Raw genomic sequence first — 15,281 nt, forward strand, 5'->3', positions numbered from 1 at the left:
ACCTTCACGCATCATCATAATCATTTGAGGGAGAGCCCCTTGGTCTGGGTTTGCCGCGTTGTTTCAGCCTGCTTCAATGCCAGCGTGGTGCGCTCGTGCGCGGCGAGTTGCTGCACAGTGCGCATGCTGTTCCAAGCCGACTGCACTTCGCTTTTCTGCGAAGGGTTCATCCCGGCCGTCAATTTGTGAAAGGTCTCGCCGTTTGCATCTTTAGCAGAGATCGGCAGCAGGCTGCGTTCTCCGAAACGCTCGGACACAGCCTTGGCGAAGCCTTCAAGTTCAGCTTTCACGTTTGTGTCGGCCAGCGCATATTCGAGACCGGCGGGAAGATCGTTGCGATCGATCGCATCGCGGATCCGCTCAAGCGTTTGCTTGGCCGATGGCGAGAGGGCAGGGATGTCGATGGAGACCTTGAGACGGATTGCCCGCTCTTGCGCTTCATGCTTGCGCTCCGCCTCGACGCGCGCCGTTACATACCGCTCGAGGTTTCGCGCCAAGGCAGGCGCGTTGACAAGCGCCGTGTCGCGCGCTGCCTTCTCATTCGCTCCGGTGAAGATGCCGGTCTTGCCTTTGAGCGCTCCAAACCTTTCCGGCTCTGCTGCGATCTTCGCAAGCGTTGTCTGCGCTCTTGCCGGATCCTTCAGCATGGCGTCGACATTGACAGCCTTGAACGCGGTCTCCGGCTCAGCGAAGACCTGGGTAAAGCGTGTCGTGACCTCCTGCCATTGCTTCTTCAACCCCGGATCGGCGGCCAAGCGATCCTCAACGGCCTGGTCGATCGATTTCGGGAACGTTGTGATGCCTGATACCATCGGCCTTGCCTCCATGACGGGTTTCGGGGTCACTTGGGTATTCGAGCGCTTGAGACCGAGCTGTGCGCCGATCGTCGCCAGCCGGGCGGTGAGATTGACGAGCTTCTGTTTCTGGCGAACGGTCCAGGCGAGGCGGTCGCGAACGAGGGTGCGTGCGACATTGACCAGATGCAGGCCGCGCGCGTCGGCGAAGCGAAGGGCCGCGCGATAGAAGGCGCCCTTCTCGTAATCGAGCGTCGTTTCCTTGGAGTTCTTGCGCGATAGAAGCTCGGCAAGGCCACCCCCCTTGGCGAAGGACCGCGAGCCATAATAGACGCCGAGATCCTCGCGATGACGGGTCATCGCCACATAAGTCAGGTGACGGTCGAGGGATAGCGAGGCCAGAACCTTGACCCTGTCGACGGTCGCGCCCTGGCTCTTATGGATCGTGGTCGCATATCCATGATCAACATTGTTGTAGAACCGCTGCTCTACGCTGATAGCTTTGCGATGTTCGCCTTCACCAATTTCGGCAACGATACGCCCCGGGGCGGCTTCCACGACCTTGGCCAGCATGCCGTTCTTGACGCCAAGCGAGCTTTCATTTTTGAGGAAGACGATCCGATCGCCGGCGGCAAAATGACGAATACCGTCTTCCGTCTTGAAGGCGTGACCGCCATCGACAAGGCCGCGCTCCACCAGCTTGGCGCGCGCCAGCTCGTTGAGCATCCTGACGTCGCGGCGAAGGTGTGCGAGGATCAGCGAGGACCGGGCCGGATCGTACTCGCGGTTCCAATCGGAGATAAGGTTTTCGACGGCTTGTGACTTCAAGGTCGATCCCATCATCCGACCGTTTGCGCTGTAGGACTCGACAGCCTTGGCGATGTTGCCGCGGGCGAGATCGAGAGAAGCGTCGCGCATCCATTGCTCGTGCTGGCGATAGATGGTTTCGAGTTCGGCGTAGCCGATGCGATCAGCGATGGCGCGGAAGGCGGCACCTGCCTCGATCGGCTGCAGCTGTTCGGGATCACCGATGAGAACGAGCTTTGTCCCGCGCACCGTTGCCTCTTCAACAAGCTGCGCCATCTGTTTCGAAGAGACCATGCCGGCTTCGTCCAAAACCATAACGGTCTTGTCATTGAGATGGTCGCGACCTTGGGCCCAGCGCAGTTCCCAGGAGGATAATGTACGGGAAAGAATACCCGCTTCCTTTTCCAGCCCTTCGGCCGCCTTCCCCGCCAGGGCGGCGCCAACGACACGATAGCCGGCCGCTTCCCAGGCCTCGCGCGCCGCCTTCATCATCGTGGTCTTGCCGGCGCCGGCGCGGCCGATCACGGCTGCAATCCGCTCAGGACCTGCAACATGCTCGATGGCCGTTTTCTGCTCATCCGAGAGGCGCTCATGGCGCTCGAACACCGCCCCGATGATCTTCTGGCGGACGCCATGCGATGATCGCTGGGACAGCCATATCGACCGGTTTGCCATCTCAGCCTCAAGGCGGATCATCTCGCGCGTCGTATACCTCGCGGGCGTCCTGACACCGGAGGTAAAGTCGATACGCTCACGGTCGAGACGCAGCACGTCCAGATGCTGCATGATCCGCGCCATCAGGCTCTGGAAGAGAGCCGCGTCGTCGACATAGCGATGGAGGACTTTCGCCACGTCCTGGTTGTCGAAAACGCTCTTCTCCCGAGTGATGAGATCAAGCACGATGCCGGGATTGCGCTGGATGCGCCGGACATTCTCCGCGCGCCGCTCTTCCTGCAATTCGATCCGCTCGAGCTTCCGTGACCCGGCTGTCGCCAGCCCGTTTTCCGTTTCCGATTTTCGCTCGATGGCGGTGGCGCCGACCCCGATATGAATGGTCGGGGTCAGGTCGATACCCTGCTTTTCGAAGGATCGGCCATCGATGCGGATATCCAGCCCGGCAAGCACCAGGCACCGGTTCAGACAAGCAAACCATCCATCACGAAAGGAATTGAAGTCCTCGGTGCCACCCGCCCAGAGTTCATAGATGATTTTGCCAGTGTCATTGCGAAAGGGCTGGCCGTCTGGTCCAAGAACAGCGACCTTCTTGGCACCGAACCCGTCCCCGCTCAGAGGCCGCAATGTCGTCATCAGGTGGACATGCGGGTTGCCGGGTGCATCGTGATAGACCCAGTCCGCGACCATACCCTTCGACGTGATATGCTCGGCAACGAAGTCTCGCATCAGCGCGATGTTCTGCTCGGAGGATAGCTCGATCGGCAGCGCGATGGTCACATCCTTGGCAAGCTGGGCATCGACCCGCTTCTCGAACACTTCCACCTTGTTCCAGAACGCTTCCGAGGCTCCCGAGACCGATCGATCGGCAATCATGACGCGTAGCCAGTGTGGCGCATCGGCAGGGATCACGAACTCCTCGTGCAGCAGACCCTGCTTGCCTGTGTAGTCGATTGTGCGTGCTTCCCGCTCGTAGTCCATCCTGGCGCAGTGCCGGTAGGCCGCAGACAGCACGGCGCTGCGGCCAGAGCCACGGGCGACGATGCTGACTGAAAAATGCGGGACGGCCACGGGTGGAGCGTTCCTTCTTACGAACGAAATCAACAGGTTGATCGCAAGAGGTGGCCCCGCTAGGGGGCAAAAGCAGAACGTCGCGTCAGCGACGTATAATTGCGCCCTTGGATCCGCTCTTGTCGAGCGGCGGGATCATTCGCCAAATGCTGACGCTTTGGCGAGGTACAAATTTGTACCTGTCCTGCCGGGAAAAAATCGGGGACTCTCCGCCATCATTCCACGGATATCACTGGAGATTGCATCCCGATGAAGAAGCCAACGTCCAAAATCCGCGAAGAACTTGCCCGCTTGCAGGAACAGCTGAAGCAGGCGGAAACGCGTGACGCCGAACGCATCGGCCGCATTGCGCTGAAGGCCGGACTTGGAGAGATCGAAATCGACGACGCCGACCTTCAGGCGGCGTTCGAGGACGTGGCGAAGCGGTTTCGCGGAACCAAAGCCGGATCGAACGGAAAAGAAAAGAGTGCCGCTGGAGCGACCGGAACATTGCCGGCCACGTCGCTCAGTGCTGGCGCGGTTGCGGGCCAGGCTGGCGAGGCTTGAGCGGATGCAGCGACTGACCACAGCAGAGGCCAGAAAGAAGGACGCTCGCGAGAAGATCGAGTTGGGCGGCCTGATCGTCAAAGCCGGGTTGCGCTATGAGAAACGCGCGCTGTTGCTCGGTCTGTTGATCGAAGCGAAGACGAGGATCAAGGACGATGAGGCGGAGCGATCCCGTCTGACCGCAATCGGCGCGGAGGCATTCGGCAATGACAGCGACTAGGATCCTGCTCGCCGTTGTCCCGCCGCTGATGATGATTGCCATCGCCCTCGCGTTGCCGGGGATCGAACAATGGCTTGCGACGTTCGGAAAAACGGCAGAGGCGAAATTGACCCTCGGCCGAATTGGACTGTCGCTGCCCTATATCGCGAGCGCTGCGATCGGGCTGATCTTTCTCCTCAGTGCCCAGGGATCGGTCAATATCAAGACCGCAGGGTGGGGCGGCGTGGCGGGATCGGTGGCCGTCATTGCACTCGCCATCGTTCGGGAAGGAATACGGCTTTCGCAATTTGCCGGAGAGTTGCCAGCGGTCCGGTCGATCCTGTCTTATATCGATCCGGCAACAATGACAGGTGCTGCGGCAGCTCTCTTCTCCGGCATCTTCGCGCTGCGGGTAGCGGTGATCGGCAACGCGGCATTCTCGCGTTCCGAGCCGAAACGAATCCAGGGTAAACGTGCGCTGCATGGCGAGGCAGAATGGATGAAACTGCCGGAAGCAGGGAAGCTGTTCGCAGAGGGTGGCGGCATCGTCATCGGCGAGCGATATCGTGTCGATCGCGATAGCACAGCGGCACTCTCGTTCCGGGCCGATCTGCCTGAAACATGGGGCGCCGGGGGCAAGTCACCGCTGCTCTGCTTCGACGGTTCGTTCGGATCGTCACATGGCATCGTGTTCGCCGGCTCCGGGGGTTTCAAGACAACGTCGGTCACGATTCCCACGGCGCTGAAATGGGGCGGCACGCTGATCGTACTTGATCCATCCAATGAGGTGGCGCCGATGGTCAAGGCGCACCGGATTAAGGCCGGCCGTGATGTAATCGTGCTCGACCCGAAAGATCCCGATATTGGGTTCAATGCCCTGGACTGGATCGGTCAGCATGGCGGGACGAAGGAAGAGGATATCGCTGCGGTCGCCTCGTGGATCATGAGCGAAAGCGGCCGCGCCAGCGGCGTACGGGACGATTTCTTTCGGGCATCCGGCTTGCAGCTGCTGACGGCGATCATCGCCGATGTCTGCCTCTCCGGTCATACGGAAAAAAAGGATCAAACGCTGCGGACAGTGCGCATGAACCTCTCGGAACCGGAGCCGAAGCTGCGCGCGCGGCTTCAGGAAATCTACGACAACTCCGAGTCCGATTTTGTGAAGGAGAACGTGGCAGCGTTCGTGAACATGACGCCGGAGACATTTTCCGGTGTCTATGCCAATGCGATCAAAGAAACACATTGGCTGAGCTATCCGAACTATGCCGGTCTCGTGTCCGGTTCGACCTTTTCGACCGATGACATCGCGTCGGGAACGACCGACGTGTTCGTCGCACTGGATCTCAAAACGCTGGAAACCCACGGAGGTCTGGCGCGGGTGATCATCGGCTCATTCCTGAACGCCATCTATAATCGTGACGGGGCGATGCCGGGACGCGCTCTGTTCCTTCTCGACGAGGTCGCTCGCCTGGGTTTCATGAGGATCCTTGAGACGGCACGCGATGCCGGCCGAAAGTACGGGATCACGCTTCTCATGATCTATCAGTCGATCGGCCAGATGCGCGAAACCTATGGCGGACGCGACGCCACCAGCAAGTGGTTCGAAAGCGCGAGCTGGATCAGTTTCTCAGCGATCAACGATCCGGAGACCGCGGACTATATCTCCCGGCGTTGTGGAACAACGACAGTCGAGATCGACCAGGTCAGCCGCAGCTTTCAGGCGAGGGGTTCGTCACGAACCCGATCAAAGCAACTTGCCAGCCGACCATTGATCCAGCCGCACGAAGTCCTGCGAATGCGTGCCGATGAGCAGATTGTGTTCACCGGGGGAAATGCGCCGCTTCGATGCGGTCGCGCGATGTGGTTCCGGCGAACCGACATGAAGTCCTGCGTTGGCGATAACCGCTTCCATGGAAACCGTGGACCATTGGAAATCAAGGTCTGAGGGAGAACCCAAATCCGGAGACCGGGCGATGAGATATTGGGAAGCCTGCGAGGCACAGGTCACGGTAGAAGAGGCCATCGAAGAATGCCGCGTCCATCAAATTGAGGCCATCGTTCGCGAAAGCGATAGCGCTTCGGTGGATGTCACGACCGGTGATCTCATCGTTCATCCAGACGAGCAAGCCGACTATTGTGGCGCCGATATTCTCGGTTACCTGGGATACTGATCAATGGCAGTCGGCTATCGCGGGAGGATCGTTACCGGGATCGGCGAAGACCACAGTTGGGCTTCGTTCGCTTCAGCGAATAGAGCCGTACGCCAAAGGCGGACCGCCCAATGCTCCTTCTGTCCATACTTCACAAAACTGAATCGTTCCGCGACCATCGATTCACAACTGTCGTTGGACGCATGGGCCCGATTGCGCGATCCTCTCACCATGATCGCCCAGCCCTATCACCTCTATATCGAACGCACGGATGCTGAGAAGAATATGGCACGCTTCTATGCCATATCGATCGAGCCGACCCTCTTCGGAGAGGCCTGTCTTATGCGGCGTTGGGGACGCATCGGCACCAGAGGCCAGCTAAAGCTTCATCACTTCGAGCAAGAGAAAGACGCGGTTGAATTGTTCCTTGATCTCGTCAGGCAAAAACGTCACCGGGGATACCGTACAATCAACTCGGCGCAACATACGTATCGCGAAAGCTCGCAGCAGCGTTAGCGCCAGTTGCACCGAAGAGCGATATGAAAACCATCTCTGACGGATCGAACTCAAATTGAGACCCATGGAATTGCAGAAGAATGACCATAGCCTTCGGCCAGAGTTCCGTTATCCCGTGAGAAAGATCATCGTCGCGATCGCAGTATCCGGCTGTGCGCTGGGCGCTCACATATTTGGGATCGTTCCAGTCGCCGAGGCTGCGAGCTTGGTCATCAGTCCGGAGACAACATACGGGAAATGTTTCGGTGGTGATCGCTTCGCCTGCGTCGTGGACGGAGATACTCTCTGGATTGAGGGCGCAAAGATCCGCATTGCCGATATCGACGCTCCCGAGATCAGCGAGCCGAAATGCTCAACAGAGCTGGCGCTGGGAAATCGAGCGACCGATCGCCTGATCGAACTGGTCAATCAGGGTTCCTTCAAGCTTCGCGCATGGCCCGGACGCGACGAAGACAGATATGGTCGCAAGCTCCGCGTCCTCATCCGTGACGGCAGGAGCCTCGGCGATATTCTCGTATCGGAAGGCCTGGCCAGAACTTGGAACGGCCGGCGACAGCCGTGGTGCTGGAGACGGCCCGTGTGAGGGCCGTCCAGCATTCGGTTAGCGGCGCCGGTTGCCGTCGGTCTCGAAACTGATCTCGATCTCAACGAAGAACGGGATCTTGATCGCGAGCTTCAGGCCGAGTTTGCCCTTGCGGAAAAAGTGACAGATGACTTTGCCGAGGTTGCGGAGTTGGCGGCCGGTGGCTGCGAGGAATTGTGCGAGACGTTGCATGGTGGTTTCTCCTTGTCGATTGCGGACATCGCAGGGATCTGCCGCAGGCCGGGACAAGGAGGGTTGCATCGGTACGACCGCAGCGAAGCGGAGGACTTATCGACATCTGAATTTTGGCGCGCAAGGAGACGCGAAGCGGCGGGGAAAATTCTGATGGCGATGAGTTGCTGACCGACGACCGGACTGCAACATCCCTTATGTCGATGACCTCACTCGACAGGACACCGTGCAATGTCTCCACCTTTCGACATCTTACACAGAGACAACGCCTGGCTGTGTAGTCTACCGCCCTCAGAAGGGCGGCCCGGCATCGACGCTACCGTCCTGCTCTGCCGTGATGATTGCCAACTCCGCTTGAGCCAGGTCCAGCTCGGTCTGGATCTCGCGGCGCTCCGCAGCGTCGCAAGCGGTCTTCAGCTCGGCCCGCAGTTCTTCGATGTGCTGTTCGATCGTCATCGTCTCATCTCCTTGAGTTTGTGAAAGACGATTTCGCAGGGCGGGACGGGATGGCGGGGTCAGGGATCGCGGATGCGACCGCCAGCGGCGGCGAGTGGGGGAGCCGATTTCGTGCGGGCGCTCTTCGAGCGTTCGCGCGAAATTGGGGGAACCGCTCGTCCTTGAGGCCGTCATTCCGGCCCGGCATTCTCGACAGATCTGAGCAGCTATCCCCCGTTTCCGTATGCCACCAAAAAAGCAGGACCTGGCTCGATACCGGGTCCTGCTTTGACTTCTCGGCAGAGGAGAAGGCTCCGCCGACGGCGGAGCCCCGTGATGTCAATCAGTCCCGGTTCGGGCGGGACCAGATGAGCTGGAGGCCATCCTCGCCTTCAACTTCGGCGAGCGTTGCGTAGATCGGAGCTGGGAAGCTCGGATCGTCGAGCTTGACCGAGAGGTAGTCGCGGCCCTGTTCGGAGGTTTTCTGCCAGGCGGCACCTAGCTCGACGCTGCCGGCGTAGACCCGGAACTGCGGGCCCTTGTCGGAGGGGTTCTCGACGCGGGCGATGCGGGCCTTGACGTTGAGGGCGAGCGTGCGGATGGAGCCGGTGAAGCCGTTTTCGGTGGAGGTGAATGTGCCGATGGTTGCCATTGTCGTATTCCTTTTCTCATGTTCGGGCCGCGCCCATCGCGACCTCGATAGCTGTCAAAAGACCGGTGACGATCGGACCGCACCCAATAGGCCGGAATGAAATGGAGGGCGGCAAGTCGCAGATTTGTTAGTGGGCGAGGAGAAAGGCGCAGCCTTCCGGGGTAAGAAATCTGCGGCTAGCCGTTGCGGGAAAACGATCGAGGCGCAGCCGGTCTCCGGTCAGACATGCCTTATCGAGCCCGCAGATGGGTTGCCGGAAACTCTGACGTGAAGGGATACAGCAATGGTGCTCCGCCGCACTCGCCCAGGCACGAATGGCATCTTGCGCCATCCCCCGCTTCGACCGTCGTTGTTTGCTTCAGTCGGGGACACAAGTTCGGGCTAACATTGGCTCGCTTGCCCGATCTCCCCGGTGCGATATCGTTGCACTCGCCAATCGCAGCCTGGAGGATCAATGCGCCAGCAGACCAAGCCGTTCATAATTGAGCGCAAGCCGTCCCGTAAACCCAAACCCGACGCTCAAAAACCGTCAATCTGGGGAAGGCTGGATGCTGACATCGCACAAGGTCTCAAGGACGAACAGGATGAGGATCACGCGGTCGCCACAGGCGGTGACAACCGCGACTGAGCGTCAGGCCGCAGCCTTGACTTCCGCTTCCGGCTGCAAGGAATGCAGGAAACTTACAGCGCGCTGCGCATGGGCCGCCGCCTGGAAGATCGCCCGCTTGTCGTTGGCCAGCACTGAAAGCCACGACTTCAGGTAGGATGCATGATCCGGCCGCGGCTCGAGCTCCGGCGCGATACCGAGATCGGCGCAGAGGAAGCAACTGCCGAGCTCGGCAATCAGTTCTTCGCGCGCGCGATCCGTCCGGTCCTTCGCATAGCGCGAAAGATCTCGACCGACGCGATGTTCCGCCGCCGTCCAGTGGGTCGCCTCATGGCTGAGGACGGCCGCGTATCCGGCAGCATCACAGAACGCCTCGAAAGGCGGCATCTGGATGTAATCCATGATCGGCGAATAATAGGCCTGGTTGCCGCCGTGCCGGATGACCACGCCGGTGTTGCGGAAAAAGAGATCGGCGCTTTCTATTCGCTCGACAGGATCCCGGACCTTGGCCGGCGGAGCATAATAGGTGTCGGGCAAACCCTCGATCTGCTCTATATTGAACACAGAATATGCCTTGAGGAACGGTATCTCTCGATCGACATCATTGCCGTTTCCGTCGGCCACCGACTTTGTGAACCGGCTGGCGAAGACGACTGTCGAGCCGGTTTCGCCCTTTCGCACGGCCCCGCCCAGCTCGAGGGTCTGTTTGAAGGTCATCCACATCGAGGAGGAGAAGCCGCGCGATACCTGCTCCGACCACAGGAGCAGCACGTTCATGCCGGAATAGGGGAGGCCGTTGTGGCGCATCGGCCGTGTAATGCGACTATGCGTGTTGGCGGCGCTCCATGGTTTCATCCAGGGGCGAACGCCCTGTTCGAGATCTTCAACGATCCGATCGGTGATCCGCGTGTAGATATCCGCACGGTCCGATTCCGATTTCTTTGTCATGACTTCTTCTCCTTTTCTCAGGACCGCGCCTATCGCGGTCCGTCACGGAGGTCCGAAGTCAGGGGCCGATAGTGCGGCCATGCACCGGAACGGCCGTAACAGCGTGGAGGACGGCAAAGCCGTTGCATGGGTGCCCGGCTCCTGCAGGACCGCCGAGCGGGACGGGCCGCTATAGGCGCGCATCCAGCTTCATTTTCGACCTGAGAAAAGGCCGGCGCATGCAGGCGCCAGCCAAGAAACAAGAAGGAAGGGGCGGGGTACGACCCCGCCGTTCGTATTATCCGAAAGCAGCCAACTGAGCTTCGGCTGCTTTGCGGTCGAGCGATGCGCCGGGGTTCTCCACCGGCCGGTCGAAGGGCTTCCAGGTCTCGCCGATGACCTGTTCGTAAGCCGCGACTGCGCCCTCGGCCGCCATGCGCAGCGCGTGGGACTGGACACCCATGTCGGCCGCGAACTCCCGCTTGCGCTGGGCGGCACTGTCATAGCCGACCGGGCCGTCGAGATCCTCGTCGCGAGCATCGTTTGACGCCTTGGCCGTTGCGTCGCGCGCCTCTGTGACGGCGCGGGAGTAGAATTGCCCGGCGCCATGCGCGGATCCGACGAAGGCCCCGACAATGCGCTGCAGATGGATCTGCATGGCCTTCTCGCCGAGGCCTTCGGAGAGGCTTTCGGCGGTCTCAACGATCAGCCGCTCGTGGAGGCTACGGATGCCATCGCTGTCGATGACTGCCGTGCCAAAGCTTGTCGCGATCTTGGACGCCTGGGTGGCGTCTGGGCAGGAGAGGCGGACCATTTCAAGGGTTGCGCCCTTACGGAGTTGCAACGACCTGGCGTTGGAGCGATTGGGGGTAGAGGGCTTGGCCATATCTGTTCCTTCCTTGGTTGCGAAGCGGTTCCGGCCCGTGCCGGTCTGCCCTTCGATGCGGACAACCAGGAACCGGCAAGGGACGGGCGGCTTCACAGGTCCGATCCAACTGAGCGAGCAGGGCAGGGTTGCGGGCCAGCAGGTCTTGACCTGAGCAGACCGCGAGCCTGCCCTCGCGCAGAGAGGCTGGATCGGCCGCCCGCGGCGCGACAGCGGCCTTGAAACGACCGGCCGCCGGTTCAGACCGCAGCGAACAAGAAGGGCAGTCCGGCACGGGTCCGAAATCAATCCCAAGGCAAGCGATAGACATGGCCAAGCCCCCTGACGATGACATCGAAGCCGGGTATGACATCGCCAGGTCCTTTCGCCCCGGGTCCTCCTATATCGCCGAATTCAGCACAGGCTCGCGGTCGCGATGCTAGAACGCCCCGATGAGCTGCTCCTGCATCGCCAGCCTGCAGGCGATCGTCTCGAGTTCTTCCCAGCGCTCGAAGGCAAAGCGGTCGACGAGCTCCCGATGGTAGAGGCGGGGACTGGACCGGCGCCGCGCGCGGCTCCGGACCTTCACTGTGGTCGCCTGTCTTCCGGCGCGCGCCGCAATCTGACGGTTCAGACACTCGAGATGCCGCGGGGTCTCGCGCCGGGCGCCGATTGCTTTCGCCAGCGGCCTCAAGAGGCGGATGTCGATCATGACCCATCCCCCCGGTTTCGCCAGCCAATGAAGGAGGAGGGGCCATCATATTCAGCGTGGCGAGCGAGATCGGTGACGAAGCCGAACCGCCCCCGCCCCGCATACTCGTCGCTTGCCAACAGAAAGCGGCGTTCTGCACCACCGCGGATATGGCCTCCGCCGATCTTCGCCACGACCTCCGTCATACCGGGGCGCTGATCGGACAAGATTGCCGACATAACGATGTAGTCCGCAGCATGGCGTTGATCGAACGCCCGGCGATCCTTGACCCAGCTCTCACCCTCGGCGAGCGAGCGGCCATGGATTTTCTCCCAGACGTCGGGCCAGGTATTACGGTAAGTCTTTTCTGCCATTGACCGCTCGTAGGCGGTAAACAGGTCCGGGAAACCTATCGCGACGATCGCCCATTCGCAGTCTTCCTCGTACCAGGGCATATCCTTCCGCAGCAGCCGATGGACCTTGGCATTGCGCTCTGTCGAGAGATGGAAGCCGCCATGCCCTGATGTCATGTGGGCGACGACGCCCTCTGCGTACACGACCGCCATCTGCGATCCGCCCCATGGTGTACTAGCCGACATGCGGGTTTGCACGCGGTGCAGCTTGGCCAGATCACGTTTGTGACCAGCGGTCTCGGCGACGCGCGCACGGAATTCCGCTTCATCCGCCACCCGGCCGTCATGCCCGATGAAATCTGCCCGCGTCAGATCTGCGAGTGGCCGACGGATCGCACCGGCGCTTGCAACAAAAGCAAAGCCGCTGGGTGATGTGATCATGCCAAGGACCAGGTCACCGATGCGGGCCACGGGCAGGCCGTCCGCGCTGGTGGCAAACTCCACCCCCGAAAGATCGGAGGTGGATGCTGCCATGTTCGAATTGAGGGCGGCCGTCATGCTGCTGCCCTCTGATCGAAGTCCTCGTCAAGCTCAGCGTCATCGGGCAGGTCGGCATCCTTGGGTTCGCCTTCGACCCCGTCGTCGCTATCTGGTTCTGCCTGAACTTCCGACGGATCATCGATATCGCTTTCCCCTTCATCCTCGGGCGTGGCGCCGACGACATCTGTGGCAGAGCCTGCCCGGATCCAGTCGAGCAGTTCGTCAGCCGGCGGTGCGAAGCGGCCCGACGGATGGACAAAGTGCTTAGTTGCGAAATGCTCGACGAGCGCTGTACGCGTCTCGCGGACCTTCGGGCGCGGCTGGATCGATGCCTCAGCGCAAGAGGCTTCCAGTGCCTGGCGCGACAAGCACAAGAGGAAATCTTCCGAGCCCATGTTTGGCAGGAACGCGTCGGCGCCTATAGCCTCACCGGCGATGCGCGCGACCATGCCGCTGTTCGACATGCCCCGCCGGCACGAGAGGACGTCGATCAGCACCGAGCGGGCGGCGACCCGAAGCGTGTCCTGATTGAAGGCGAGCTTGCCATGCTCGTCAAACAGTCCGACGGCATGACGCGAGAAGCGCTTGCCGCCGTAGAAGGTGCCATCTGCGCCGGAGTCGATGCGGACATTCTGGCCGGCGAACGCCAGGACCATCAGCGCCATCAGCATATCATCCTCGATCGGCGCGCGACCGAGCGCATCGTGCAGGGCATCGGTGCGGAAATCGCCGATCATGTCGTGGCCCTTCTGCGTGACGTCGGGCCGGGCTTTCGGCGTGGCGACTGCGTCGGTGTCATCGCCGCCAGTGACCGATCCGTCGCCAACAGCACCCTTCGGCTTCGCCGCTTCGGGCATGCGGTAATGCACCGTCTGGACCTTGCCGTCACGATCGATGTAGAGCGCCGTATGGTCGGACTTGGAAGGCTTGCCGTAAACTTGGGATCCCTTCTTCGGCAGCTCCGGCTGGCCCCAACTGTTGACCTCGACGATCGCACCGCGCTTCGGCAGATTGCTGGTCATCCATTCGTGCTGGGCACCGAGAAAGCCTTCGACATTGGTGGTGTAGCGGCCGTCCTCGTCGGCCGGTGCGAAGAGATCCTCCACCCATTCGATGCCGTAGGCCTGAGCCAGATCGTCGCCGAAGCTCGCGTCCCTGGCATACATGCGCTTCTTCGTGAGCGCATTTGCGATCTGCCACCATGGCGCCGTGTCGCCCTTCTTGAGCTTGTGCGCTTTCCAGACCTCCTTCTGGGCGACCTGGCCCGCCGCTGCGATCACCCGCAACTGTTGCTCATTCGGCATGTCGCCCAGCGCCATCTGCTCGAGCATGGCCGGCAGGACATTGGCGAGCAGACGCAGCTTGCGGATCTGACGGACGGGAAGAGCGAGAGCGACGGCGATCGCTTCCTCGGTCCAGCCGAGAGCAACAAGGCGTTCAATACCTCGCCATTGATCGACGGGATTGAGCGCTTCACGAACGCTGTTTTCGACCATGGAACGCATCGCGCCATTGTCGTTGGCTGCATCAGCTACGAGGATTTCGATTTCTTCGAGGCCGGCAGCGATGGCGAGGCGGACGCGGCGATGGCCAGCGTCAATGATGTAGCCGTTGCCACCATCCGTCTCCGGCGCGACCACCGGCGGCTGGACGATGCCGACGGCCTTGATCGTCGCCAGCATCAGCGCATCGGCCTGCGGCGACGACTTCGACTGGCGCATCCGGTCGGGGTTTTCCTTCAGAGCGCGCGGGTCAACCTTCATGATCTGCATGGGATTTGTCCTTGTCTAGAGGGTTCCGGACCGGCGCCATGCCAGCCCTTCCTGTCTTCATTTTTTCTCGAAGACACCTCCCGGACCGCCGAACGGCCGGACTGACGCAACTGCGACCGAGCATCCCTGCTGCGAAGGACAAGCGGGGCTGACAGCCCTGCGAAGAACGAGTGGCCGGGATAGCGCAGGCGGCGGTTGAGCGCACGCGTCGGCAGGAGGACCGATCGGCGATCGGTTCTTTCCCTCCTTCATTTCCTCTTCTCTACCGGAGAGCCGGCTCGCGCACGGGCAGGCGCAAACGACATGCAAAAACCTCGACCGGAAACAGAAACGAAAAAGGGCGCTCGACCCGCGAGGGGAGCGCCCTTTAAGATCCCGGACGACGTCGAAAGCCACAGCGATTGCGGCGGCAGGACATCATCTGAACGGGAAGTGATGCTCAGATATTGTTGATGGCGGGAATATTCAAGTCGCGAGCGTGAATACTCGCTGATAAATGTCGCCGCCCTCAAGAGTGCCAGTCGAGGAAAGATGAGTACCGATCCTGAAACCCGGAGGGCCATCGCACACCGCGCCATCAATCGCGCGAAGTCGCGTGGTATGCCGATCGACGAGGGCCCAATCTTTATGGCTCTGCTGGATGCATGGATCAGTGGCGACATCGACATGCGTACGATGCGCCAGCGCTATCTCGACAGTTTTTCTCTCAAGGAAGAACAGCACCGTGGTCGGCAGCCTGGCCAGAATGAGATATCTCTGGATGATAATGTGCAAGAAAAAAGGGCCGACGGAGTAAACCGCGGCCCATAAAGTGTGGAGATCTTTGACCTCCAGAGGGGAACAGCTGCTGCGGCGAAACTGGGAGGTGACCGCCATATGCATCAGCTGCAGGCTTTGTGCCTGATTTTG

The 15,281-nt window shown here is 60.8% G+C and carries 17 protein-coding genes; 8 read left to right on the forward strand and 9 right to left on the reverse strand.

Features of this window, described 5'->3' with window-relative positions; genetic code table 11:
* Nucleotides 1-20: 20 nt before the first annotated feature.
* The gene (gene traA, locus A3AY_RS0113815) at nucleotides 21-3,344 is read right to left on the reverse strand and encodes a Ti-type conjugative transfer relaxase TraA (RefSeq protein WP_018326254.1); all 3,324 of its coding nucleotides are present in this window, start codon (nucleotides 3,342-3,344) and stop codon (nucleotides 21-23) included.
* Nucleotides 3,345-3,593: 249 nt separating this feature from the next.
* On the opposite strand from traA, the gene traC reads away from it, so the two are divergent.
* From traC to A3AY_RS0113845, 6 genes are all read left to right on the forward strand, one after another.
* Entirely contained in the window at nucleotides 3,594-3,890 is a 297-nt protein-coding gene (gene traC / locus A3AY_RS0113820; protein WP_018326255.1) for a conjugal transfer protein TraC, read from the forward strand.
* A 4-nt stretch (nucleotides 3,891-3,894) separates the two neighbouring features.
* Nucleotides 3,895-4,110 carry a type IV conjugative transfer system coupling protein TraD gene (traD, locus tag A3AY_RS0113825; RefSeq protein ID WP_018326256.1) on the forward strand — a complete coding sequence of 72 codons (216 nt, stop codon included), beginning with the start codon at nucleotides 3,895-3,897 and terminating at the stop codon, nucleotides 4,108-4,110.
* The gene (gene traG, locus A3AY_RS0113830) at nucleotides 4,097-6,034 is read left to right on the forward strand and encodes a Ti-type conjugative transfer system protein TraG (RefSeq protein WP_018326257.1); all 1,938 of its coding nucleotides are present in this window, start codon (nucleotides 4,097-4,099) and stop codon (nucleotides 6,032-6,034) included. The genes traD and traG overlap by 14 nt, the downstream gene beginning before the upstream one ends.
* Before the next feature lie 28 nt (nucleotides 6,035-6,062).
* Nucleotides 6,063-6,260 (forward strand): hypothetical protein, encoded by a 198-nt coding sequence (locus A3AY_RS0113835; protein WP_018326258.1) that lies wholly within the window; start codon nucleotides 6,063-6,065, stop codon nucleotides 6,258-6,260.
* Between the two features lie 3 nt (nucleotides 6,261-6,263).
* Nucleotides 6,264-6,755 (forward strand): WGR domain-containing protein, encoded by a 492-nt coding sequence (locus tag A3AY_RS35270; protein WP_018326259.1) that lies wholly within the window; start codon nucleotides 6,264-6,266, stop codon nucleotides 6,753-6,755.
* Nucleotides 6,756-6,819: 64 nt separating this feature from the next.
* Nucleotides 6,820-7,338: a thermonuclease family protein gene (locus A3AY_RS0113845; RefSeq protein ID WP_018326260.1), complete on the forward strand. Its 519-nt coding sequence runs from the start codon at nucleotides 6,820-6,822 to the stop codon at nucleotides 7,336-7,338.
* An 18-nt stretch (nucleotides 7,339-7,356) separates the two neighbouring features.
* Here the strand turns inward: A3AY_RS0113845 and A3AY_RS39705 are convergent, their stop codons facing one another.
* The 3 genes from A3AY_RS39705 to A3AY_RS0113860 form a co-directional block, all read right to left on the reverse strand.
* Nucleotides 7,357-7,530: a hypothetical protein gene (locus tag A3AY_RS39705; protein ID WP_018326261.1), complete on the reverse strand. Its 174-nt coding sequence runs from the start codon at nucleotides 7,528-7,530 to the stop codon at nucleotides 7,357-7,359.
* Nucleotides 7,531-7,821: 291 nt separating this feature from the next.
* Nucleotides 7,822-7,986 (reverse strand): hypothetical protein, encoded by a 165-nt coding sequence (locus A3AY_RS39710; RefSeq protein ID WP_018326262.1) that lies wholly within the window; start codon nucleotides 7,984-7,986, stop codon nucleotides 7,822-7,824.
* A 322-nt stretch (nucleotides 7,987-8,308) separates the two neighbouring features.
* A complete protein-coding gene (locus A3AY_RS0113860; protein WP_018326263.1) occupies nucleotides 8,309-8,617 on the reverse strand; it encodes a DUF736 domain-containing protein in 309 nt (102 codons plus the stop codon).
* Nucleotides 8,618-9,071: 454 nt separating this feature from the next.
* Here A3AY_RS0113860 and A3AY_RS39715 point away from each other — a divergent pair, with 454 nt between their 5' ends.
* Nucleotides 9,072-9,245 (forward strand): hypothetical protein, encoded by a 174-nt coding sequence (locus A3AY_RS39715; protein WP_018326264.1) that lies wholly within the window; start codon nucleotides 9,072-9,074, stop codon nucleotides 9,243-9,245.
* Nucleotides 9,246-9,248: 3 nt separating this feature from the next.
* On the opposite strand, the gene A3AY_RS0113870 is transcribed toward A3AY_RS39715, so the two are convergent.
* The 5 genes from A3AY_RS0113870 to A3AY_RS0113890 all read right to left on the reverse strand — a co-directional run bounded on the left by A3AY_RS0113870 (nucleotide 9,249) and on the right by A3AY_RS0113890 (nucleotide 14,372).
* Nucleotides 9,249-10,172 carry an ArdC family protein gene (locus A3AY_RS0113870; RefSeq protein ID WP_018326265.1) on the reverse strand — a complete coding sequence of 308 codons (924 nt, stop codon included), beginning with the start codon at nucleotides 10,170-10,172 and terminating at the stop codon, nucleotides 9,249-9,251.
* A gap of 277 nt (nucleotides 10,173-10,449) precedes the next feature.
* Nucleotides 10,450-11,037, reverse strand: a complete 588-nt coding sequence (locus tag A3AY_RS0113875; RefSeq protein ID WP_026203420.1) for a hypothetical protein — start codon at nucleotides 11,035-11,037, stop codon at nucleotides 10,450-10,452.
* A 418-nt stretch (nucleotides 11,038-11,455) separates the two neighbouring features.
* On the reverse strand, nucleotides 11,456-11,728 hold the full coding sequence (locus A3AY_RS0113880) for a hypothetical protein (RefSeq protein ID WP_018326267.1): 273 nt from the start codon (nucleotides 11,726-11,728) through the stop codon (nucleotides 11,456-11,458).
* Complete coding sequence (locus tag A3AY_RS0113885; protein WP_018326268.1) at nucleotides 11,725-12,618, reverse strand: DUF7007 domain-containing protein; 894 nt, start codon at nucleotides 12,616-12,618, stop codon at nucleotides 11,725-11,727. Before A3AY_RS0113885 ends, A3AY_RS0113880 begins: the two co-directional genes overlap by 4 nt.
* Entirely contained in the window at nucleotides 12,615-14,372 is a 1,758-nt protein-coding gene (locus A3AY_RS0113890; RefSeq protein WP_018326269.1) for a ParB N-terminal domain-containing protein, read from the reverse strand. The genes A3AY_RS0113885 and A3AY_RS0113890 overlap by 4 nt, the downstream gene beginning before the upstream one ends.
* A 531-nt stretch (nucleotides 14,373-14,903) precedes the next feature.
* Between A3AY_RS0113890 and A3AY_RS35275 the strand changes: the two genes are divergently transcribed.
* A complete protein-coding gene (locus A3AY_RS35275; RefSeq protein ID WP_040668717.1) occupies nucleotides 14,904-15,182 on the forward strand; it encodes a hypothetical protein in 279 nt (92 codons plus the stop codon).
* The last annotated feature ends 99 nt before the right edge of the window (nucleotides 15,183-15,281 follow it).

The organism is Rhizobium giardinii bv. giardinii H152 (genome assembly GCF_000379605.1).
GTDB classification, from domain to species: Bacteria; Pseudomonadota; Alphaproteobacteria; order Rhizobiales; family Rhizobiaceae; genus Pararhizobium; species Pararhizobium giardinii.